The following is a 20,879-nucleotide window of genomic DNA, read 5'->3' on the forward strand; positions in this document are numbered from 1 at the left end:
AGCGCGCCATGACTAACCTGACCACCGCCAACGAATTCATCGCCCGCCACATCGGCCCGCGCCAGGACGACGAGCAACACATGCTCGCCACCCTGGGCTTTGATTCCCTCGAAGCCCTGAGCGCCAGCGTGATCCCGGAGAGCATCAAGGGCACCGCCGTGCTGGGCTTGAGCGACGGCCTGAGCGAAGCCGATGCACTGGCTTCGATCAAGGCCATCGCCGCCAAGAACGAGCTGTTCAAGACCTACATCGGCCAGGGCTACTACAACTGCCACACGCCGTCGCCGATCCTGCGCAACCTGCTGGAAAACCCGGCCTGGTACACCGCCTACACGCCTTACCAGCCTGAGATTTCCCAGGGCCGCCTGGAGTCGCTGCTGAACTTCCAGACGCTGATCAGCGACCTCACCGGCCTGCCGATCGCCAACGCATCCTTGCTGGACGAAGCCACCGCCGCCGCCGAAGCCATGACCTTCTGCAAACGCCTGAGCAAGAACAAAGGCAGCAATGCGTTCTTCGCCTCCGTGCACAGCCACCCGCAAACCCTCGACGTGCTGCGCACCCGTGCCGAGCCGCTGGGCATCGACGTGGTTGTGGGCGACGAGCGTGAACTGACCGACGTCAGCAGCTTCTTCGGTGCCCTGCTGCAGTACCCGGCGAGCAACGGTGACGTGTTCGACTACCGCGAACTGACCGAGCGCTTCCACGCCGCCAACGCACTGGTAGCCGTGGCCGCTGACCTGCTGGCCCTGACCCTGCTGGCCCCGCCGGGCGAGTTTGGCGCCGACGTGGCCATCGGCAGCGCACAACGCTTTGGCGTACCGCTGGGCTTCGGTGGCCCGCATGCGGCGTACTTCTCTACCAAGGATGCGTTCAAGCGCGACATGCCGGGCCGTCTGGTCGGCGTCTCGGTTGACCGTTTCGGCAAGCCGGCCCTGCGCCTGGCCATGCAGACCCGCGAGCAACATATCCGCCGCGAGAAAGCCACCAGCAACATCTGCACCGCTCAAGTGCTGTTGGCCAACATCGCCAGCATGTATGCCGTGTACCACGGCCCTGAAGGCCTGACCCAGATCGCCAATCGCATTCATCACCTGACCGCGATCTTCGCCAAAGGCTTGAGCGCATTGGGCCTGACGGTTGAACAAGCCAACTTCTTCGACACCCTGACGATTAAAACCGGCGCGCAAACCGCCGCCCTGCACGACCAGGCCCGCGCCCAGCGCATCAACCTGCGTGTGGTCGATGGTGAGCGTGTTGGCCTGTCGGTGGACGAAACCACTTCACAAGCCGATATCGAAACCCTGTGGAGCGTGTTCGCCGGCGGCAAAGCCCTGCCCGACTTCGCCGCACTGGCTACCAGCGTTGAAAGCACCTTGCCGGCCGCGCTGCTGCGCCAGTCGCCGATCCTCAGCCACCCGGTGTTCAACCGTTACCACTCCGAAACCGAGCTGATGCGCTACCTGCGCAAGCTGGCCGACAAGGACCTGGCCCTGGACCGCACCATGATCCCGCTGGGCTCGTGCACCATGAAGCTCAACGCCGCCAGCGAAATGATCCCGGTGACCTGGGCTGAATTCGGTGCCCTGCACCCGTTCGCGCCAGCCGCGCAAAGCGCCGGCTATCAGCAACTGACCACCGAGCTGGAAGCCATGCTCTGTGCGGCCACCGGTTATGACGCGATCTCCCTGCAACCGAACGCCGGTTCCCAGGGCGAGTACGCGGGCTTGCTGGCGATTCGTGCCTATCACCAGAGCCGTGGCGAAGAACGCCGCGACATCTGCCTGATCCCCTCGTCGGCCCATGGCACCAACCCGGCCACCGCCAACATGGCCGGCATGCGTGTGGTGGTCACCGCGTGCGATGCACGCGGTAACGTCGACATCGAAGACCTGCGCGCCAAGGCCATCGAGCACCGCGAGCACCTCGCTGCGCTGATGATCACCTACCCGTCCACCCACGGCGTGTTCGAAGAAGGCATCCGCGAAATCTGCGGGGTCATTCATGACAACGGCGGCCAGGTGTACATCGACGGTGCCAACATGAACGCCATGGTCGGCCTCTGCGCGCCGGGCAAGTTCGGCGGCGACGTGTCCCACCTGAACCTGCACAAAACCTTCTGCATTCCCCACGGTGGTGGCGGCCCGGGCGTTGGCCCGATTGGCGTCAAGTCGCACCTCACGTCGTTTTTGCCGGGCCACGCGGCCATGGAGCGCAAGGAAGGCGCGGTATGCGCCGCACCGTTCGGCAGCGCGAGCATTTTGCCGATCACCTGGATGTACATCAGCATGATGGGCGGCGCGGGCCTCAAGCGCGCTTCGCAGCTGGCGATCCTGAATGCCAACTACATTTCCCGTCGCCTGGAAGAGCACTACCCCGTGCTGTATACCGGCAGCAATGGCCTGGTGGCCCACGAATGCATCCTCGACCTGCGCCCGTTGAAAGACAGCAGCGGCATCAGCGTGGATGACGTGGCCAAGCGTCTGATCGATTTTGGTTTCCACGCCCCGACCATGTCGTTCCCGGTGGCTGGCACCTTGATGATCGAACCGACCGAAAGCGAATCCAGGGAGGAACTGGACCGCTTCTGCGACGCGATGATCGCCATCCGCGAAGAGATTCGCGCGGTGGAAAATGGCGCGCTGGACAAGGACGACAACCCGCTGAAAAACGCGCCACACACTGCCGCGGAACTGGTTGGCGAATGGAGCCACCCATACAGCCGTGAACAAGCGGTGTACCCGGTAGCGTCGCTGATCGAAGCCAAGTACTGGCCACCGGTTGGCCGGGTCGACAACGTGTTTGGCGATCGCAACCTGGTGTGCGCGTGCCCGTCGATCGAAAGCTACGCGTAACCTGACCGGTAGAACGCGATCAATGTGGGAGCTGGCTTTTGTGGGAGCTGGCTTGCCTGCGATGCAAGCACCTCGGTCTATCCGGTAGACCCGGGTGATGCTATCGCAGGCAAGCCAGCTCCCACACAAGCCCGGCTCCCACATTGGACCGCGTACATCCGTCCAATAATAAGAAACCGGAGAACAACCATGTCTTTAAGCGTGTTCGACCTGTTCAAGATTGGCATCGGCCCTTCAAGCTCCCACACCGTCGGCCCGATGCGCGCCGCCGCTCGATTCGTCGAGGGGCTTAAGCGCGATAACCTGCTCGGCGCCACCACCTGCGTCAAGGTGGAACTCTACGGCTCCCTGGGCGCCACCGGCAAAGGCCACGGCAGCGACAAGGCCGTATTGCTGGGCCTGGAAGGCGAACACCCAGACACCGTGAACACTGAAACCGTCGCCGCACGCTTGTTGGAAATTCGCGGCAACGCACGCTTGAACCTGCTCGGCGAACACAGCATTGCGTTCAACGAGAAAGAACACCTGGCGATGATTCGCAAACCCCTGCCCTATCATCCCAACGGCATGATCTTCCGTGCTTTCGACGCCGCCGGTTTGCAGATCCGCAGCCGCGAGTACTACTCGGTGGGCGGCGGGTTTGTGGTGGATGAAGACGCCGCCGGCCACGACCGGATCGTCGAAGACGCCACGCCCCTGACCTTTCCGTTCAAAAGTGCCAAGGACTTGCTCGGCCATTGCGCCACCTACGGGCTGTCTATCAGCCAGGTGATGCTGACCAATGAAAGTGCCTGGCGCCCAGAAGCCGAAACCCGTGCAGGCCTGCTGAAGATCTGGCAGGTGATGCAGGATTGCGTGGACGCGGGCTGTCGCAATGAAGGGATTTTGCCGGGAGGCCTGAAGGTCAAGCGGCGCGCCGCCGCGCTGCACCGCCAGTTGTGCAAGAACCCGGAATCGGCGCTGCGTGACCCGTTGTCGGTACTCGACTGGGTCAACCTGTACGCCTTGGCGGTCAACGAAGAAAACGCCAATGGCGGGCGCGTCGTAACAGCGCCCACCAACGGTGCGGCCGGGATCGTGCCGGCGGTGTTGCACTACTACATGCGCTTTATCCCCGGTGCGAGCGAAGACGGCGTGGTGCGCTTCCTGCTCACCGCCGCAGCCATCGGCATTCTGTACAAGGAAAACGCCTCGATCTCCGGCGCCGAAGTCGGCTGCCAGGGAGAAGTCGGCGTGGCCTGCTCCATGGCTGCCGGCGCCCTGTGTGAAGTGTTGGGCGGTTCGGTTTCCCAGGTGGAGAACGCTGCCGAGATCGGCATGGAACACAACCTGGGGCTTACCTGCGACCCCATCGGCGGCCTGGTACAGGTGCCCTGCATCGAGCGCAACGCCATGGGTTCGGTCAAGGCCATCAATGCGGTGCGCATGGCCCTGCGCGGCGACGGGCAACACTTCGTCTCCCTCGACAAGGTCATCCGCACCATGCGCCAGACCGGCGCCGACATGAAAAGCAAATACAAGGAAACCGCCCGTGGCGGTTTGGCGGTCAACATTATCGAGTGCTGACGCCCACAAGCGCGCCAGCACGTTTTTCAGGAGCTGAATATGTCCACCGAAACCCTGTTGAAAACCCCGTTGCACGCCCTGCACATCGAGCTGGGCGCGCGCATGGTGCCGTTCGCCGGCTACGACATGCCGGTGCAATACCCACTGGGCGTGATGAAGGAGCACCTGCATACCCGTGAACAGGCCGGGTTGTTCGATGTGTCGCACATGGGCCAGATCCGCCTGACCGGCGCCGGTGCCGCCAAGGCCCTGGAAAGCCTGGTGCCGGTCGACATCATCGACCTGCCGGTGGGTATGCAGCGCTACGCGATGTTCACCAACGAGCAAGGCGGCATCCTGGATGACCTGATGGTCGCCAACCTGGGTAACGACGAACTGTTCCTGGTGGTCAACGCCGCGTGCAAAGACCAGGACCTGGCCCACCTGCGCCAGCACATCGGCGAGCAGTGCACGATTGAGCCGCTGTTCGAGGAACGCGCACTTCTGGCCCTGCAAGGCCCGGCCGCCGTCAGCGTACTGGCGCGGCTGGCACCGGAGGTCAAGCACATGACCTTCATGCAATTTGCACCAACCCGCCTGCTGGGCGTGGACTGCTACGTCAGCCGCTCGGGCTACACCGGCGAAGACGGTTTCGAAATCTCGGTGCCGGCCGCCAGTGCCGAAGCCCTGGCCCGCAGCCTGCTGGCCGAAGCCGAAGTACAGGCCATCGGCCTGGGCGCCCGCGACTCCCTGCGCCTGGAAGCCGGCCTGTGCCTCTACGGCCATGACATGAACACCGAGACCACGCCGATTGAAGCCAGCCTGCTGTGGGCGATTTCCAAGGCCCGTCGCGCAGACGGCCCACGTGCTGGCGGCTTCCCGGGCGCCGATGTGATCTACACCCAGCAACAAACCGGTGTCAGCCGCAAACGCGTGGGCCTGTTGCCGCAGGAACGCACGCCGGTCCGTGAAGGTGCAGAAATCGTCGACGCACACGGCACTGTGATCGGCAGCGTGTGCAGCGGCGGCTTTGGCCCAAGCCTCGGGGGCCCGCTGGCCATGGGTTACCTGGACAGCGCATTTATCGCGCTGGACACCGAAGTATGGGCATTGGTACGTGGGAAAAAGGTACCTCTTCGTGTAAGTAAAATGCCATTCGTGCCACAACGTTACTACCGAGGTTGATTGACTGTTCCTATAAGTAACGCGGTTGCGTTAACGTGCACTAATCTGTAACGCAACCGCCACATTAAAGTGCACTGTCGATAGTCAATGTTATGTTCCATCACCTATAACAAGTGACGGAAACTATCGAATAAACGGGATCCACATTGTGCGCTTAAGTGCCATTAAGCCGAGCAAAACCAGGGCTTTTGCCGGGGCTTGTTTTTTCGGTCTTAGTTGGCGTAGAGTTTGCTCACTGTGTTTGCATGGGTCGCTTTGAACCTGGACCTGGGCAGTAGCCAAAGTTTGCTACAACCCGTTCGACGTCTCTTACTTTCCAGCAACCCAGCCCAGTACTCTTTCATGTGAAAGGGGCTGTCATTAATTTTTTGCGTCAAGGAAACAAGAAAATGGCTGATCGTCAGAGCGGTACCGTCAAGTGGTTTAACGACGAAAAAGGGTTTGGTTTTATCACTCCAGAAAGCGGTCCGGATCTGTTCGTCCACTTCCGCGCTATTCAGGGCAACGGCTTCAAAAGCCTGAAAGAAGGCCAGAAAGTGACCTTCATCGCGGTGCAAGGCCAGAAAGGCATGCAGGCCGACGAAGTACAAGCAGAAGGCTGATCCTTGCTGCGACAAAAAGCCCCTGATATGACATCAGGGGCTTTTTTATGCGCGTTCTTCCGTAAAATGGCGTTTTTCCTGCCGAGAGCCATGCCATGTCGAAACACCTGCTGAGTCCCCAGGGCGAGTTTCCCGCCGTAGGGCTGGGTCGTCGCCTGGCAGCGATGTTCTATGATTTTTTGTTGTGCACGGCCTTGCTGATTGTCACGGCCTTTATCTACAAGCTGGTGTGGATGGGGTTTGTCGGGGAGGCCAAGCTGCGCGCGCTTTCTGAATCGGGTGCGCTGGATGGTGACCCGCTGTTGTCGACGATTTTGTTTTTTGTGTTGTTTGGTTTTTTTGCCAAGTTCTGGACGCATTCGGGGCAGACCCTGGGCATGCAGGTTTGGGGGGTGCGGGTGCAGAACGCCGATGGGTCACGGATCAGTTTGTGGCAAGCGCTGCTACGGTTCGTGGTGTCGATTGCGTCTTGGTTATGCGTGGGGTTGGGGTTTATCTGGTCGTTGTTCGACAAGCAGAAACGCAGTTGGCATGACCTGTATTCCGACACGCAGTTGGTGCGGGTTCCGAAGAAAAAGAAGTAGGTTTTGGGCGTTGCTGTGATCAGGGCTGATAGGGGTTGCGCCCACAAGCCCACTGTAGGAGCTGGCTTGCCGGCGATGGCATCAACGGGGTGTACCTGATACATCGAGGTGCCTGCATCGCCGGCAAGCCAGCTCCTACAGCTTTCGCTCTGGATCTTGCCCTGTTGATCGGCCCCAAACCCGCCTCAAGATTTCAGCGCTTTCTTCGGATAAATGTCATAACGGCTGGACTTCCCATCCAACGCATGGCTTGGCTTGGGTCCGTCAATACACGGCGCCTTACGCGGCCGCTTCACCACCACCCGGTGACTGGCAAGCGCCAATGCAGCCGCAAGCAAGGCCGGCGCATCAGGATCATCCCCCACCAGGGGCCGAAACAACCGCATCTCTTTCTTCACCAGCGCGGTCTTCTCCCGATGCGGAAACATCGGGTCCAGATAAATCACCTGAGGCGGCTCCCCCTCCCAATCACGCATCACCTCGATCGAATTGCCCTTGAGCAACCGCATCCGCGCCACAATCGGTGCCACCTCAAAATCCTCGGCCCCGCGCGCCAAGCCGTCTTCCAGCAACGCTCCAATCAACGGCTGCCGCTCAATCAGGCTCATCTCACACCCAAGGCTGGCCAGCACGAATGCATCCTTGCCCAGCCCCGCCGTAGCGTCCAACACCCGCGGCCGCACGCCCTGAGCCACGCCCACCGCCTTGGCAATCATCTGCCCACTGCCACCACCGTACAAACGCCGATGCGCCGCACCACCTTCCACAAAATCCACCCGCACTGGCCCTGGCGCATCAGGCCCCAGCTGTTGCAGCTGCAAGCCCTGCTCACCGACCTGCAAGGCAAAGTCCGCCTCATCCAGCTGCAAAGGCAACCCGAGCTGCTCGGCCCAGTGCTGGGCACGGGCCTGGAAACCGTCCGCCAAGGCCTCGACCCGGATGCGGCTGGCCGCTGGTTGTTCACTCATCTGTCACTTCGCTCAAAAATATTAAGGATCGGCGAAAAGCGGCCGATAAAAAAAAGGATCAGGCATTTTGCCAGAGCTGAGCGACGATCGAGAGAAATGTCAGACATTCCTTCGCTATTTACCGGTGTACTGCCGACCCACAACCACTTCGGCCTGCGCAATACCCAAGCGCTGGCCGGCGTCAGTCATGTGTGGCAGGACTTTTTTGCCCAGGCGTTGGCCGAACAGCTCGGCGATACGCCAGGCGCGCTCGCCACATCGGTGGCAAAACCGGTAGACCCGTCGGTCGAGCCGAGCGAAGGCAGTGACCTGCTGTCACAGATCGTCACCCAGCGCGCATGTGATGTGAAAGACACCGAAATAGCCCCGCCAGAGCCGCTGTTCCTGCCTATTGCCGAATTCGAAATGGAGCTGCTGCCACCGGCGCCGCCGCCATTCCCGGCGCAAGAAGTGCTCGCCCAGCAAACGCAGCAAAACTTCGAGAGCGGCTGGGTACGCCCTATCGTCCTGACCGCTGGCCAACCGCTGCCTGTTCCAGGCCCGGCTCCGCAACCACGGCCGCTGCACCTGCCAATTGCCGAATTCGAACTGGACCTGCTGCCACCGCCACCGCCGCCATTCCCGGCGCAAGAGCTGGTTGAACAACAAAAAGCCCTGGACTTCGACAGCCGCTGGGCTCGCCCGCTGATCCTGCATAACCTGCGCCTGGCAGCCTGACACTCAGCGACACAGCCACCAACGCCCCATATCCACATGAAAGTGGTTCCGGTGGGCCGCGTTGTAATCCGGGCTCAACACCACGTTGAAATCCTTGCAGGCGCCATCGCGGACTTGCCGCAGAAAACGCGCGCCCTCGCCGTCACCCGGCCAATCCTTGAGCACGCTGATGGTGCGACCGTCCGCCAAGCGAAACCCGGCGATGTCCAAGGCATTGGCCGACGCGTGCTGGCTGAGTCGCCCGTTGGCGCGATTGTAGATGTTGCGACAGGCAAAGCTGCCCAGGTGGTCAACCCGCGTCACCGCCTGGCCAAACACCGCCTGGGCCGCCGGTTGCAGGCTGTGACGCTCAAACAGGGCGAACGCCACGGCCAGCGGGCAACTGGCGAGAAAGCTGCTGCTCAAGCCAACGTCCGCACCTTGAACCCGCAAGGTATTGCGCAGCGGGCAGGCGGCATCGGCAGGGCCGTCCGCCTGATGAGTGACCCGCAGCCCGGAGCTTTTGAGCACCTGGTCACACAACGCCGGGTCATCCTGCAGGCGCCCCAGCTTGAATCGGGTCAGCAGGTTCGGGCTTGCACGCACATCCAGCGGCGCCCAGGGGTTCCACTCATCGGGCAGCGGCAGCCAGCCCCGCCACACACCCACAAGCAAACCGCCCGCCAACACGAGCAGTACGCCCAGCATCTTGAAGAAGCGCACGACGCCTCAACCCTTGAACAGCTGATTGGCCTGGCTGAATGGCATCGAACGCTCGGTAAAGGTAAACGTACCCAACTCATGAATTTCCTGGGCAGCCCTGAAGAACTCGCCATACGCCGCCAGGGTCATGGCCGAGCCAACGCTGATGCGTTTGACGCCCATCTCGCTCAATTGCGCCACGCTGAGTTTCAGGGCGCCGGACATCAAGATATTCACCGGCTTGGGCGCGACCGCCTTCACCACCGCCAACACTTCCTCGGCACTGCGTAGCGCCGGCGCATAGAGCACGTCGGCACCGGCCTCGGCGTAGGCCTGCAGGCGGCGGATGGTGTCGGGCAAATCCAACCGGCCATGCAGGAGGTTTTCTGCGCGAGCGGTCAGGGTGAAGGGGAACGGCAAGCTGCGGGCAGCGGCGACGGCAGCTTCGACGCGCTCGACAGACAAGTCGAAGGGGTAGATCGGGTCGACCGCAATTGCGGTCGCGTCTTCGATGGAACCACCGACAATGCCGGTAGCGGCGGCGCGCAGGATAGTTTCGGCACAACCTTGCGGCGTGTCACTGAAGCCGTTTTCCAGGTCGGCGGCGACGGGCAGCGAAGTCGCCTGGACAATCGTCCCGGCATTACCCAGGGTATCTTCCAGGGACAGCGCACCTTCGGCGTCCGGACGACCGAGGCTGAAGGCGAAACCGGCGCTGGTGGTGGCCAGGGCTTCGAAACCCAGGCTGGCAAGCATTTTTGCGGAACCGGCATCCCACGGATTGGGCATCACAAAAGCACGGTCACGCTCATGCAAGGCCTTGAAGGTTTCGGCGCGAAGGGTTTGAGCATCCATGACTGACTCCTGTCGGAAAAAGGAGCCTTAGAGTAACCCCAGTTGCTCTGCTGCGGGTTCTCGATGCAGCGTGGGCAATGCCGGCAAGCCGGGCAATCGCACCATCAACTGCTCATGAAAGCGCAAGGCAAGTTGGGCGGCCAGGCGATTGTCGGACGTGTGCAAAAACACGTAAGGCGTACGCCCCTCTTCGATCCAGCCGGTGACCTTTTCAATCCAGGGCGCCAGGAACGGGTCATTGGCTTCCAACTCGGGATGGCCAATAAAGCGCACTTGCGGAAACTGCGTTAATGCCGCCGGGCGAGGCGGCACCTTGGGCTTTTTCGATTGGGCGTGCAGCACCGCTGCCGAGGTGGAGGTGCAACTGAACAGCGCGCGCGGGTCCAGGCAGATGCGCTCGACACCTCGGTCGCGCAGCAAGCGGTTAAGCCCGCGCTCGGCGTCGCCCTTGGCGAAGAACTCCGAGTGACGCACCTCCACCGCCAACGGTCGCTCCAGCCCGTCGATAAACCCGGCCAACTCACCCAGGCGTTGCGGGGTAAAACTGGCCGGCAATTGCAGCCATAACGGCGAAATACGCTCGCCCAACGGGCTCATCAACCCCAGAAAACTTTCCGCCGCCGGCAACTGCTCAATCAAGTTGCCGCTGTGGCTGATATCACCCGGAAACTTGGCGGTGAACCGAAAATGCTCGGGCATGATTTCAGCCCAGCGTTGCACGGTGGCGACAGAGGGACGGGCATAGAACGTGGTATTACCTTCAACGGCATTGAAGACCTGGGAATACAGGGCAAGGTAATCGCTGGAGCGTGCGTCGGCGGGATACAGGTACTCGCGCCAGGCATTTTCACTCCAGGACGGGCAACCGAGGTAGTAAGGCAGCAGCATCAGATATGGATATCGAGGCCCAGCACTTCCATATCCCATTCGACAAAGCCGGCGGTGGTCAGGTAGCTGGCCAGGGCAGTGGCGACGTTTTTGCTCATGGAGCGCGGGAAGACCATGTCTTGCTGGCGAGCAGGAACACCGCTGATGCGTTCGCCGCTGGAACCTTGGGAACGAGCAGAAACTGCCGTTGAGTCGGAGTGGATTTCAACAAAGTCGGGCGAGTCTTCGACGGATTCGTCTACCGTCACGTTCGCCTTGCGAGGCTTGCGCTTGAGGGGGTAGGACTGTGATGAAAAGCCGTCTATGCGCATACATGCGAACTCGGTATCGGTGATGGCATTTTAGTGGCGCTTTCCATGGCGCGCAAATGCTCTGGTGATAACTAGAACACATAATTTGAAAAAGGTTTAAAAGCGCGGGCAAATTCTGACGATTGGCGATTTTTGCCTGACGTTGTCCGCATTGTTGACGTCAAATAATCCCGCGTTCGGCCTTGGTTTGCGCGACTTTATCGCGCAAGTACACGGGGGCAGCCTGATCGGCGGGAATGGCTTCGCCCCGCTCCCAGGCAAAGCGTGCCAAGGTCAGCAGGTCTTCGGCATGAGGCAACATGCTGGCCGCCTGGCCCGCAAGCGTCACGCCAATGCGCTCGCCGTAACCCCAGCCAGTGCCTGCACCGAACCAGTCGCCAGTGGCATCACTCGGCAAGGCTGCGGCCTCGGGCGGCAGTACCGCTTCCGCGTCGACCAAGCACATTTCGCCAGCGGTTTCGCGGTAGCAGCCCCAATACACTTCGTCCATACGCGCATCGATAGCGGCCGCGACCTGGCGGGCGCCGTGTTCGCGCAACGCCCGCTGCGCCAACACTGCCAGGTTGGAGACCGGCAACACCGGACGCTCCAGCGCAAACGCCAGGCCCTGGACCACACCAATAGCGATGCGCACACCGGTGAATGCACCCGGGCCACGCCCGAACGCGATGGCATCCACCGCCGACAAGGTAGTGCCCGCCTCCAGCAGCAGTTGCTTGATCATCGGCAACAGCTTCTGCGCGTGCAGGCGCGGGATCACCTCGTAGTGGCTTGTAACCTTGCCATCGTGCAGCAGGGCAACGGAGCAAGCTTCAGTCGCGGTGTCCAGGGCCAGCAAGGTGCTCATCGGTGTATGCATCCACGTTGAAAAAAAGTGCGCCAGTATAAACAACAACGGCCCGCAAGCGGGCCGTTGTGTAGGAGCAAGCTTGCTCGCGATTTAAGCATCAGCTCAACGCTTGCAGTACCTTGCCGGTGATGGACTCAACCGAGCCAACGCCTTCGATGTGGCTGTACTTCGGCTTGCCCTGGGCATCGGCCAGCTTCTGGTAGAAGTCTACCAGTGGCTTGGTTTGCGAGTGGTAGACCGACAGGCGATGACGCACGGTTTCTTCGGTGTCGTCTTTACGCTGCACCAGGTCTTCGCCGGTGACATCGTCCTTGCCAGCCACTTTTGGTGGGTTGTAGACGATGTGGTAAACGCGGCCCGAGGCTTCGTGAACGCGACGACCGGCAATACGTTGCACAATCTCTTCGTCTTCAACGGCGATTTCTACCACGTTGTCCAGCTCGACGCCGGCCTTCACCAGGGCTTCAGCCTGGGGAATGGTGCGCGGGAAACCGTCGAACAGGAAACCGTTCTTGCAGTCATCCTGGCTGATGCGTTCCTTGACCAGGTTGATGATCAAGTCATCGGAGACCAGGCCGCCGCTGTCCATCACGCTCTTGGCGATCAGGCCCAGCTCGGTGCCAGCCTTGACGGCCGCACGCAGCATGTCGCCGGTGGAGATTTGTGGAATGCCGAATTTTTCAGTGATGAACTTTGCCTGAGTACCTTTACCGGCCCCGGGAGCTCCCAGCAGAATGACGCGCATCGATGTGCTCCTCAATTTTTTATAGAGATGACGCTCGGATTCGCCGCGTGGGGCCAATCTCGGAAATTTGGGTCCAGGCCGCACAAACGGCCAAAGGCTGATCAAGATACACAGCAGGCCCAAACCACACAAGCCGCCGAAAGTAGGAGAAACCCGCGCCGCGCTGGCTTTATAGGGCGGTGCAACCCTGGCAGCAAAACGCCGGTCGCCAATTTTACGGCGACCGGCGTGGTGTGTCTGCAAGCTATTGAGAACACGCCATAAATGTCAGCCGGTGTTGCGCAACCCGGCCGCAATACCGGCCACAGACACCAGCAGCGCCTGTTCCAGAGGGCTGTCCTGTGCCGCTTCCTGCTGCCGCGAACGGGCCAGCAATTCGGCCTGCAACAGGTGCAACGGGTCCAGGTAGGTGTTGCGCAGGCGGATGAACTCAAGGGTGTCGGGGCTATGGGCCAGCAGCTGCGACTGGCCGGTCAGGCCAAGCACCACACTGCATGCCTGCGACAATAGGTCGCGTAAGTGCGCGCCCAATGGCAGCAGATCGGGCTGCACCAGACGCTCGTCATACAGCCGGGCGATGTCGGCGTCGGCCTTGGCCAGCACCATTTCCAGCATATCGATACGCGTGCGGAAGAACGGCCACTGCTCGCGCATCTGCCCCAGCAACTCGCCTTCGCCGCGCTCCAGGGCCTTGCTCAACGCTGCTTCCCAGCCAAGCCAGGCCGGCAGCATCAGGCGGGTTTGGGTCCAACCGAAAATCCACGGGATCGCCCGCAGGCTTTCAATACCGCCGGCACGGCGCTTGGCCGGGCGACTGCCCAGTGGCAAGCGGCCCAACTCCTGCTCCGGAGTGGACTGGCGGAAATACTCGACGAATTGCGGGTTTTCCCGCACCACCGCGCGGTAAGCACTGACACCGTCGGCCGCCAATTCGTCCATCAAGTGGCGCCAGGCCGGTTCCGGTGGTGGCGGTGGCAACAACGTTGCCTCCAGCACCGCCGCCAGATACAGGTTGAGGTTTTGCTCGGCGATGTCCGGCAGGCCGAACTTGAAGCGGATCATCTCGCCCTGTTCTGTGGTACGGAAACGCCCCGCTACCGAGCCCGGTGGCTGCGACAGAATTGCCGCGTGGGCCGGGCCGCCACCACGGCCCACGGTGCCGCCGCGACCGTGGAACAACAGCAGTTCGACTTGCTGTTCGCGGCAGATTTCCACCAGCCGTTCCTGGGCCCGGTATTGCGCCCAGGCGGCCGCGGTAGTGCCCGCGTCCTTGGCCGAATCCGAGTAGCCGATCATCACTTCCTGCGGGCCTTGCAGGCGCGCACGGTAACCCGGCAACAGCAGCAGCTTTTCGATCACCGGGCCTGCATTGTCCAGGTCAGCCAGGGTCTCGAACAACGGCACCACACGCATCGGCCGTTGTACGCCGGACTCCTTGAGCAGCAGTTGCACGGCCAATACATCCGAGGCGGCGCCGGCCATGGAGATCACGTAGGAACCCAGGGAAGCGGCAGGCGCGGCGGCGATTTCTTTACAAGTATTCAGCACTTCGGCGGTGTCGGCCGAGGGTTTGAAGTAACCCGGCAGCAAGGGTCGACGGTTGGCCAGTTCCTTCATCAGGAAACTGATGCGCGCCTCTTCGTCCCAATCTTCGTAACGGCCAAGGCCCAGGTAATCGGTGATTTCGGTCATCGCCGCACAATGGCGGGACGAATCCTGGCGCACATCAAGGCGCACCAGGAACAGGCCAAACGTGACCGCCCGACGCAGGCAATCCAGCAGCGGGCCGTCGGCAATCACGCCCATGCCACAGGTGTGCAGCGACTCGTAGCACAGCTCCAGCGGGTCGAGCAGCTCACGGTTGTTCTGCAGCACTTCGGCAGTCGCCGGTGTGGTGGCAGTCAACGAGGTGTGGGCCCATTGGCGCGTAGCTCGCAGGCGTTCACGCAACTGCTTGAGCAGCGCCCGGTAAGGCTCCACGCTGTCACCGACCTTGGCCTGCAACGCCGGGCTGGCCTGTTGCATCGACAGCTCGGAGGCGAGGTGGTCGATGTCGCGCAAGTACAAGTCAGCCGCCATCCAGCGCGCCAGCAGCAAGACTTCGCGGGTGACCGGCGCGGTGACGTTGGGGTTGCCGTCGCGGTCGCCGCCCATCCAGGACGCGAAGCGAATCGGCGCAGCTTCCAGCGGCAAGTGCAGGCCGGTGGCGGCGTGCAAGGCATGATCGGCCTTGCGTAGATAATTCGGGATGGCGTGCCACAGCGAATGCTCGATCACCGCAAAGCCCCACTTGGCTTCGTCTACTGGCGTGGGACGGGTGCGGCGGATTTCTTCGGTATGCCACGCTTCGGCGATGAGGCGTTGCAGGCGATCGCGGATCTGTTCGCGCTCGGCAGTGGTGAGGTCGCGGTGGTCCTGCAGGGCCAATTGTGCGGCGATGGCGTCGTATTTCTGGATCAGGGTGCGGCGGGCAACTTCGGTGGGGTGCGCGGTGAGCACCAGTTCGATTTCCAGCCGGCCCAACTGGCGCGCCAGGGATTCGCTGCTGTGGCCTTCGCTCTGCAAGCGTGCCAGCAGTTCCGGCAGTACCCGTGACTCGAACGGTGCAGGCGTCGATTCATCACGGCGGTGGATCAATTGGTACTGCTCGGCGATGTTGGCCAGGTTGAGAAACTGGTTGAAGGCCCGGGCCACTGGTAGCAGTTCGTCTTCCTTGAGTTGATTGAGGCTGGCGCTCAGTTCTTCGCCGGCGACCTGCTCCGAGGCCGCGCCACGGCGGTCGGCCTTGGCGCCTTTTCGGATCTGCTCGATCTTGTCGAGGAATTCATCGCCGTACTGCTCTCGAATCGTGTTGCCCAACAACTCACCCAGCAGGTGAACGTCCTCACGCAAACGTGCATCGATATCGCTCATCAGCCAATCTCCAGCAGAAAATCCGGGACGCTTTGATGCTCAAGAGTGCCGCCCACGGCGAAGTCTTACAAGGAACTTTAAACCTTGTGAGTTGCAGCTAGTCTCAACAGTAAGCCGCAGCGTTATCCGCGCTGGTCGGCTGGTCACTCATCATCGCCCGCCGAGCGCGGGCTCCATTGAGGTTGCCATGAAAATCCGAGAACTGGCCCAACATTGGGAAGAGAACGCCAAGGGGCGCCTGACCGAAACCGAATACGCCATCCATCTGGACGTAGAAGCCGCTGCCAGGCTGGCGGCCATCTGCGAGATGTACCCCAAACGCCATCCCCAGGAATTGCTTGGCGAGCTGATTGGCGCAGCCCTTGAAGAACTGGAAGCCAGCTTCCCCTACATCAAGGGCAAGCAGGTGATTGCCACCGACGAAGAGGGCGACCCGTTGTACGAAGACGTGGGCCCGACGCCGCGTTTTCTCACATTGTCACGGCGCCACCTGCATGATTTGTCAGCCCAGCCTGACAAGCAGAAACACTGATCAACCTGCCCTAAAAAACCCGCCACCCCAGCTATTCCGGGCCTTCCAGGGGCTCGGAATACCGCTGCGCAATACAAAAGTTCCAACTTTTAAGCGCTGACCGTTCAGTCAGATATTTTTTTAGGCAATTCGCCATCTTCGCTGAACTATTCAAAAAAGCCTCCGGTCACAGCCAGTAAGCCATCACTTGGAACAGCCGTTTGAATAGGCGCCATGAGCGTTACCGCCGGGCCCCGCAGACACTGCAAGCCGGAGATGGATTTGATGTTTTTCAGGAGTTACCTAATGGAGTTGAAGACGATGAAGACCAGCACTGCCAAAACCACGTTTAACCACCTGCGCGGGCTTAAATTGGCCGCGCTGGCAATCGGCACCAGCTTCGTACTGGCTGGCTGCGCCGGCAACCCGCCGACCGAGCAATACGCTGTGACCCAATCTGCGGTGAACAGCGCCGTCAGCGCCGGTGGTACCGAATACGCCGCAGTGGAAATGAAGTCGGCTCAGGACAAACTGAAACAAGCCGAAATCGCCATGCACGACAAGAACTATGACGAAGCCCGTCGCCTGGCCGAGCAAGCCGAGTGGGACGCTCGCGTTGCCGAGCGTAAAGCCCAGGCTGCCAAGGCCGAACAGGCTGTGAAGGATTCCCAGAAAGCTGTTCAGGAGCTGCGTCAGGAAGGCATGCGCCCGGCTGCTGTGGTCAAGCCACAGCAATAAGGCGTCTCCACTGATTGCATTGCACCCGAAACCGAATTGAAAGGACGACACGACTATGCGTAAACAATTGATGATCCCTGCCCTGCTGGCGATGAGCGTTGCTCTGGCGGCTTGCTCCACCCCGCCGAACCAGAACCTGGAAAACGCTCGCACCAACTTCTCGGCCCTGCAAGCCAACCCGCAAGCGACCAAAGTCGCGGCGCTGGAAACCAAAGACGCCAGCGACTGGCTGGACAAGGCTGACAAGGCCTACCGCGACAAGGAAGACCAGAAGAAAGTTGACCAACTGGCCTACCTGACCAACCAGCGCGTTGAAGTGGCCAAGGACACCATCGTCCTGCGCGACTCCGAAGCCAAGCTGAAAAACGCTGGCGATGAACGCGCCCGTGCCCTGCTGGACGCTCGCGATGCGCAGATCAAGCAACTGCAAGACAGCTTGAACGCCAAGCAGACCGATCGCGGCACGCTCGTGACCTTCGGTGACGTGTTGTTCGCCACCAACAAGTCCGACCTGAAGTCGAGCGGCCTGGTGAACATCACCAAACTGGCGCAGTTCCTGCGCGATAACCCGGACCGTAAAGTGATTGTCGAAGGCTACACCGACAGCACCGGTTCCGACTCGTACAACCAGAGCCTGTCCGAGCGCCGCGCCGCTTCTGTACAGCGCGCGCTGGCCAACCAGGGTGTGGATATCTCGCGCATCGTGACCCAGGGCTATGGCAAGGAATACCCGGTTGCCGACAACAGCAGCGTTTCGGGCCGTGCCATGAACCGCCGCGTTGAAGTGACCATCTCCAATGACAACCAGCCGGTCAAGCCACGTTCGTCGATGGCTAACTGATCGCCTGCTGCACCTGAAAAACCCCGCCGATTGGCGGGGTTTTTTGTTTGGGGCACCGGTGGATCAGCTCGATATCCTCAGGGCCGGGGCACATTCAACTAAACCGAATCTGCCCGCCGCTACCGCTGCCAGCCTGCCCACCGGCGCCTTGCTCCTGGCTGCCTGGTTGCTCGGCTTGTGCCAGCAACTTCCTGAGCAACTCCAGAAGATCCTCGCCTCCCGCGCCCTGGCCGGCACCTGACCGGGGTGCGGCCGGACCCTGAATGCCTTCAGTGCCAAAATTGCCAAAGCTCTGTATCGAAGATGAATCGTTAACTTTCATTTCTATGACCCCACATTAAGTAACCGAATCAGCGACGCTGGTCAGTTCGAAATCTGTGGTAATCAATCCAGAATGGTTCCAGCGTTTCTTACACGGCCTGTCCTACTGTTCCAGTTGCGGTGTTTCCTGGCCCATGCAGCGCACCGCCTGTTTCTTGCCATTGACCAGCACACCGGTCAGGCCTTTTTGTTCGGTGTCGAACAACACCAGCACGCCATCGACACACTGCGCCACTTGGGCGGCCGGAGTCAGGGAGATTTTGTAGTCCTCGCCCGGTACGGTCTTGAGCATGGTGAAGTCACTGAGCAACAACGCGTCCTCGGGCTTGGCAAAGTGCAAATAGCCGTAGTACCACAGGCAACCGACCGTGCCGATGATGGTGCCAATGCCGGTGAGGATCAGGGGGATCATGTTGCGCTCTTCGCTCATTGCGGGTTCTCTGCGTTGGAATTCGGGGCTGGCGGGTAATTGGGGATTTCCCCCAGGCGGCGCAGCCCGTTGAAATGCTGCGGGTCGTCAAGATAGCGCAGCATCACGGTTTGCCAGGTTTTGTCGGCAAAGGTCTGCACGTGGCCGCCCCGGGTCAGTTGCAGCACCCTCGGAGGCGGCGCAGCCTGGTACAGGCGAATGCCGTTGGACAGCGGCACGATCGGATCATCGAGACTGTGAAACAGCAATTTCGGCACGCCGGTGAGTCGGGGCATGGCGTTGATCGCACTGTCAGCGTCCGGCACCAGCCACGATAACGGCACCTGGAAGGGCCATGTTAGCCACGAGGTGCCCAGGGCAAATTGTCCCACATCACGATAACTGGCCGGCACACCGTCGAGCACCAGCGCCTTGAGCTTTGGCTGACGTTCGGGATGTTCCGCCAGGTAGTGCACCACCAGCGCGCCGCCCAGGCTTTGGCCGAGCACAATCAGCGGCTGGCCCTGGGTTTCGGGGGCGTTGTCGATCCACTTGAAGGCGGCGTCGATGTCTTGATAGACCGCCGGCAGCGAAGGTTCGCCTTCGGACAGGCCGTAACCGCGATAGTCCAGCAGCAGCACTTGATAGCCCTGCTCGGGCAGCCACCAACTGCCACCGAGGTGCCAGGAAAGGTTACCGCCGTTGCCGTGCAGGTGCAGCACCGTGCCCTTGAGCGGCACGCCGGCCTTCGCCGGCAGCCACCAGGCGTGCAGCTTGACGCCGTCGGCGGTGGTCAACGTGACATCACGGTAGTGCAGGTGGGCTTTTTCCGGGGTGAACGGCAAGCCGCGCTCCGGGTAAAACAACAGGGAGCTGCAGCCGTTCAGGGTCAGTAGCAGGCAAAGAATGCCGAGGATTCTCATCCGTTGAAACCTCGTAAATGGGTTGGAACAGAGCCCCATGGCTGATGAAGATCAACTGTGGGAGCTGGCTTGCCTGCGATAACGGTGTTGGATTCACCATCGTCATCGCAGGCAAGCCAGCCCCCACATTTTGACCGAGTTCTTTCAGGGAAATCCCTCAAAGGATATTGGAGTAATCCGCCTCGATCCGGTCCAGGCTCAAATGGTTGAGGAAGTTGGAGAAACACATCCAGGCCGCCAACGCATTCATGTCGCGGAACTGGTCCGGCAGGTATTTGGGCGGCACCACCAGGCCTTCGTCCACCAATTGGCGCAGGGTGCGCATGTCTTCCAGGGTGGTCTTGCCGCAGAACAACAACGGCACTTGCTCCAGCTTGCCTTTGCGCACGGCCAACTGAATGTAGTTGTAAACCATGATAAAGCCCTTGAGGTAGGACAAATCCTTGGTAAACGGCAGGCCCGTAGGCGTCGAGCCACGGAAAACCCGGCTGGCATTGCCGTAGCTTTCCGCCATCTCAAAGCCCTGCTCACGGAAAAATTCGAACACCTGCAAAAAGTCGGCGCCCTGCTCCACCATGTGAATGGCGCGAGTGCGGTTGGTCAGCTTGCGCAAGCGGCTGGGGTAGGAGGCAAAGGTGATGATCTCCATCAGGATCGCCAGGCCTTCCTGGGTCACCGTCGACGAGGGCGGGCCCTTGGACAGGAAGGTGCAGATAGGCTGGTTCTGGCCATTGAGGGTGGTGCCCACATGCACCAGGCCTTCATGGACTTCCAGGGCGCGCACGTCGCGGTCATTGAACATCGCGTCGGCGCGGATCTTGATGTAGTCGGCACCCGCCGCCGCATCCGCCACGATACCGTCGGACTCAAACACCCGAATGGTTTCCTCGGCCTCGCCGAATACCTTGTTCAGGCGGCTTTGCAGCAGGTTGACGGCGTCCTTGGCGGTCAGGGTCTTGGCTTCGTCCTTGAGGTCGCCACGGCCATCGATATTGTTCAGGTAGTCCGACATCATCAGGCCGAGGTCGGCCAGGGTCGGGTCACCGGCGTGGAACGCATCGGAGGCGGCGCCGTACAGTTCCTGGGAAATCAGGCCGAAGTCCTCGGTGCCGCGCGCTTCGAGCATGCGCACCACCATGCGGTATTCCTTGCACATGCGCCGCATGATCTGCCCCACCGGGTTGAACTGGCCGAGCTGGCGGGTGATGTCACGCTCAATGTTCTGGAACTCCAGCTTCACTGCGCTGGAGTCGAACGATAGCGGGCGCGTCAGGTAGTAGTCGCGGTTTACCGCCGGCATTTCCTTGCCCTTGGCCTTGAGGAATCCCTGGCGAATGTTCTCGTCCCACTTCACGGCGTCGAGGACGCGAATCGGTGTTTGTGCCAGCACAATGCGATCGGACAAGGTGCGTATCGTCTGCTGGTAATCGTCCACCC

The 20,879-nt window shown here is 61.1% G+C and carries 21 protein-coding genes; 10 read left to right on the forward strand and 11 right to left on the reverse strand.

The window, feature by feature from the left end:
• The first annotated feature begins 8 nt into the window (after positions 1 to 8).
• The 5 genes from gcvP (at position 9) to RGV33_RS25985 (ending at position 6,771) form a co-directional block, all read left to right on the forward strand.
• Positions 9 to 2,855: an aminomethyl-transferring glycine dehydrogenase gene (gcvP, locus tag RGV33_RS25965; protein ID WP_322147109.1), complete on the forward strand. Its 2,847-nt coding sequence runs from the start codon at positions 9 to 11 to the stop codon at positions 2,853 to 2,855.
• 189 nt (positions 2,856 to 3,044) lie between these two features.
• A complete protein-coding gene (locus RGV33_RS25970) occupies positions 3,045 to 4,421 on the forward strand; it encodes an L-serine ammonia-lyase (RefSeq protein ID WP_322147111.1) in 1,377 nt (458 codons plus the stop codon).
• A 39-nt stretch (positions 4,422 to 4,460) separates the two neighbouring features.
• Entirely contained in the window at positions 4,461 to 5,585 is a 1,125-nt protein-coding gene (gcvT, locus tag RGV33_RS25975; RefSeq protein ID WP_322147112.1) for a glycine cleavage system aminomethyltransferase GcvT, read from the forward strand.
• 389 nt (positions 5,586 to 5,974) lie between these two features.
• On the forward strand, positions 5,975 to 6,187 hold the full coding sequence (locus RGV33_RS25980; protein ID WP_003220045.1) for a cold-shock protein: 213 nt from the start codon (positions 5,975 to 5,977) through the stop codon (positions 6,185 to 6,187).
• Positions 6,188 to 6,282: 95 nt separating this feature from the next.
• The gene (locus tag RGV33_RS25985; protein ID WP_322147113.1) at positions 6,283 to 6,771 is read left to right on the forward strand and encodes an RDD family protein; all 489 of its coding nucleotides are present in this window, start codon (positions 6,283 to 6,285) and stop codon (positions 6,769 to 6,771) included.
• Between the two features lie 185 nt (positions 6,772 to 6,956).
• Here RGV33_RS25985 and RGV33_RS25990 read toward each other — a convergent pair whose 3' ends face one another.
• Positions 6,957 to 7,739: a class I SAM-dependent methyltransferase gene (locus RGV33_RS25990; protein ID WP_322147115.1), complete on the reverse strand. Its 783-nt coding sequence runs from the start codon at positions 7,737 to 7,739 to the stop codon at positions 6,957 to 6,959.
• Positions 7,740 to 7,835: 96 nt separating this feature from the next.
• Between RGV33_RS25990 and RGV33_RS25995 the strand changes: the two genes are divergently transcribed.
• The gene (locus tag RGV33_RS25995; RefSeq protein WP_322147116.1) at positions 7,836 to 8,456 is read left to right on the forward strand and encodes an energy transducer TonB; all 621 of its coding nucleotides are present in this window, start codon (positions 7,836 to 7,838) and stop codon (positions 8,454 to 8,456) included.
• Positions 8,457 to 8,459: 3 nt separating this feature from the next.
• Here RGV33_RS25995 and RGV33_RS26000 read toward each other — a convergent pair whose 3' ends face one another.
• The 7 genes from RGV33_RS26000 to ppc all read right to left on the reverse strand — a co-directional run bounded on the left by RGV33_RS26000 (position 8,460) and on the right by ppc (position 15,699).
• Complete coding sequence (locus RGV33_RS26000) at positions 8,460 to 9,143, reverse strand: extensin family protein (RefSeq protein WP_416152139.1); 684 nt, start codon at positions 9,141 to 9,143, stop codon at positions 8,460 to 8,462.
• 21 nt (positions 9,144 to 9,164) lie between these two features.
• Entirely contained in the window at positions 9,165 to 9,992 is an 828-nt protein-coding gene (locus RGV33_RS26005; protein WP_322147120.1) for an isocitrate lyase/phosphoenolpyruvate mutase family protein, read from the reverse strand.
• A gap of 27 nt (positions 9,993 to 10,019) precedes the next feature.
• The gene (locus RGV33_RS26010) at positions 10,020 to 10,880 is read right to left on the reverse strand and encodes a DUF72 domain-containing protein (RefSeq protein ID WP_322147122.1); all 861 of its coding nucleotides are present in this window, start codon (positions 10,878 to 10,880) and stop codon (positions 10,020 to 10,022) included.
• The gene (locus RGV33_RS26015; RefSeq protein WP_322147124.1) at positions 10,880 to 11,191 is read right to left on the reverse strand and encodes a hypothetical protein; all 312 of its coding nucleotides are present in this window, start codon (positions 11,189 to 11,191) and stop codon (positions 10,880 to 10,882) included. The genes RGV33_RS26010 and RGV33_RS26015 overlap by 1 nt, the downstream gene beginning before the upstream one ends.
• A gap of 160 nt (positions 11,192 to 11,351) precedes the next feature.
• The gene (gene tsaB / locus RGV33_RS26020) at positions 11,352 to 12,038 is read right to left on the reverse strand and encodes a tRNA (adenosine(37)-N6)-threonylcarbamoyltransferase complex dimerization subunit type 1 TsaB (RefSeq protein WP_322147125.1); all 687 of its coding nucleotides are present in this window, start codon (positions 12,036 to 12,038) and stop codon (positions 11,352 to 11,354) included.
• A 100-nt stretch (positions 12,039 to 12,138) separates the two neighbouring features.
• Positions 12,139 to 12,786 (reverse strand): adenylate kinase, encoded by a 648-nt coding sequence (gene adk / locus RGV33_RS26025; protein WP_322147127.1) that lies wholly within the window; start codon positions 12,784 to 12,786, stop codon positions 12,139 to 12,141.
• Between the two features lie 267 nt (positions 12,787 to 13,053).
• On the reverse strand, positions 13,054 to 15,699 hold the full coding sequence (ppc, locus tag RGV33_RS26030) for a phosphoenolpyruvate carboxylase (protein WP_322147128.1): 2,646 nt from the start codon (positions 15,697 to 15,699) through the stop codon (positions 13,054 to 13,056).
• Between the two features lie 187 nt (positions 15,700 to 15,886).
• Between ppc and RGV33_RS26035 the strand changes: the two genes are divergently transcribed.
• From RGV33_RS26035 to RGV33_RS26050, 4 genes are all read left to right on the forward strand, one after another.
• On the forward strand, positions 15,887 to 16,231 hold the full coding sequence (locus RGV33_RS26035; protein WP_322147129.1) for a pilin assembly protein: 345 nt from the start codon (positions 15,887 to 15,889) through the stop codon (positions 16,229 to 16,231).
• Positions 16,232 to 16,516: 285 nt separating this feature from the next.
• Positions 16,517 to 16,948: a DUF4398 domain-containing protein gene (locus RGV33_RS26040; RefSeq protein WP_322147130.1), complete on the forward strand. Its 432-nt coding sequence runs from the start codon at positions 16,517 to 16,519 to the stop codon at positions 16,946 to 16,948.
• A gap of 55 nt (positions 16,949 to 17,003) precedes the next feature.
• Positions 17,004 to 17,789, forward strand: a complete 786-nt coding sequence (locus RGV33_RS26045; RefSeq protein ID WP_322147132.1) for an OmpA family protein — start codon at positions 17,004 to 17,006, stop codon at positions 17,787 to 17,789.
• A gap of 58 nt (positions 17,790 to 17,847) precedes the next feature.
• Positions 17,848 to 18,030 carry a hypothetical protein gene (locus RGV33_RS26050; RefSeq protein WP_322147133.1) on the forward strand — a complete coding sequence of 61 codons (183 nt, stop codon included), beginning with the start codon at positions 17,848 to 17,850 and terminating at the stop codon, positions 18,028 to 18,030.
• Between the two features lie 183 nt (positions 18,031 to 18,213).
• Here the strand turns inward: RGV33_RS26050 and RGV33_RS26055 are convergent, their stop codons facing one another.
• The 3 genes from RGV33_RS26055 to RGV33_RS26065 all read right to left on the reverse strand — a co-directional run bounded on the left by RGV33_RS26055 (position 18,214) and on the right by RGV33_RS26065 (position 20,877).
• Positions 18,214 to 18,540 (reverse strand): hypothetical protein, encoded by a 327-nt coding sequence (locus RGV33_RS26055; protein ID WP_076017482.1) that lies wholly within the window; start codon positions 18,538 to 18,540, stop codon positions 18,214 to 18,216.
• On the reverse strand, positions 18,537 to 19,442 hold the full coding sequence (locus RGV33_RS26060; RefSeq protein ID WP_322147135.1) for an alpha/beta hydrolase: 906 nt from the start codon (positions 19,440 to 19,442) through the stop codon (positions 18,537 to 18,539). Before RGV33_RS26060 ends, RGV33_RS26055 begins: the two co-directional genes overlap by 4 nt.
• Positions 19,443 to 19,599: 157 nt before the next feature.
• Positions 19,600 to 20,877 (reverse strand): flavohemoglobin expression-modulating QEGLA motif protein, encoded by a 1,278-nt coding sequence (locus RGV33_RS26065; RefSeq protein ID WP_177047400.1) that lies wholly within the window; start codon positions 20,875 to 20,877, stop codon positions 19,600 to 19,602.
• Between the last annotated feature and the right edge of the window lie 2 nt (positions 20,878 to 20,879).

Source organism: Pseudomonas sp. Bout1, from assembly GCF_034314165.1.
GTDB lineage: Bacteria > Pseudomonadota > Gammaproteobacteria > Pseudomonadales > Pseudomonadaceae > Aquipseudomonas.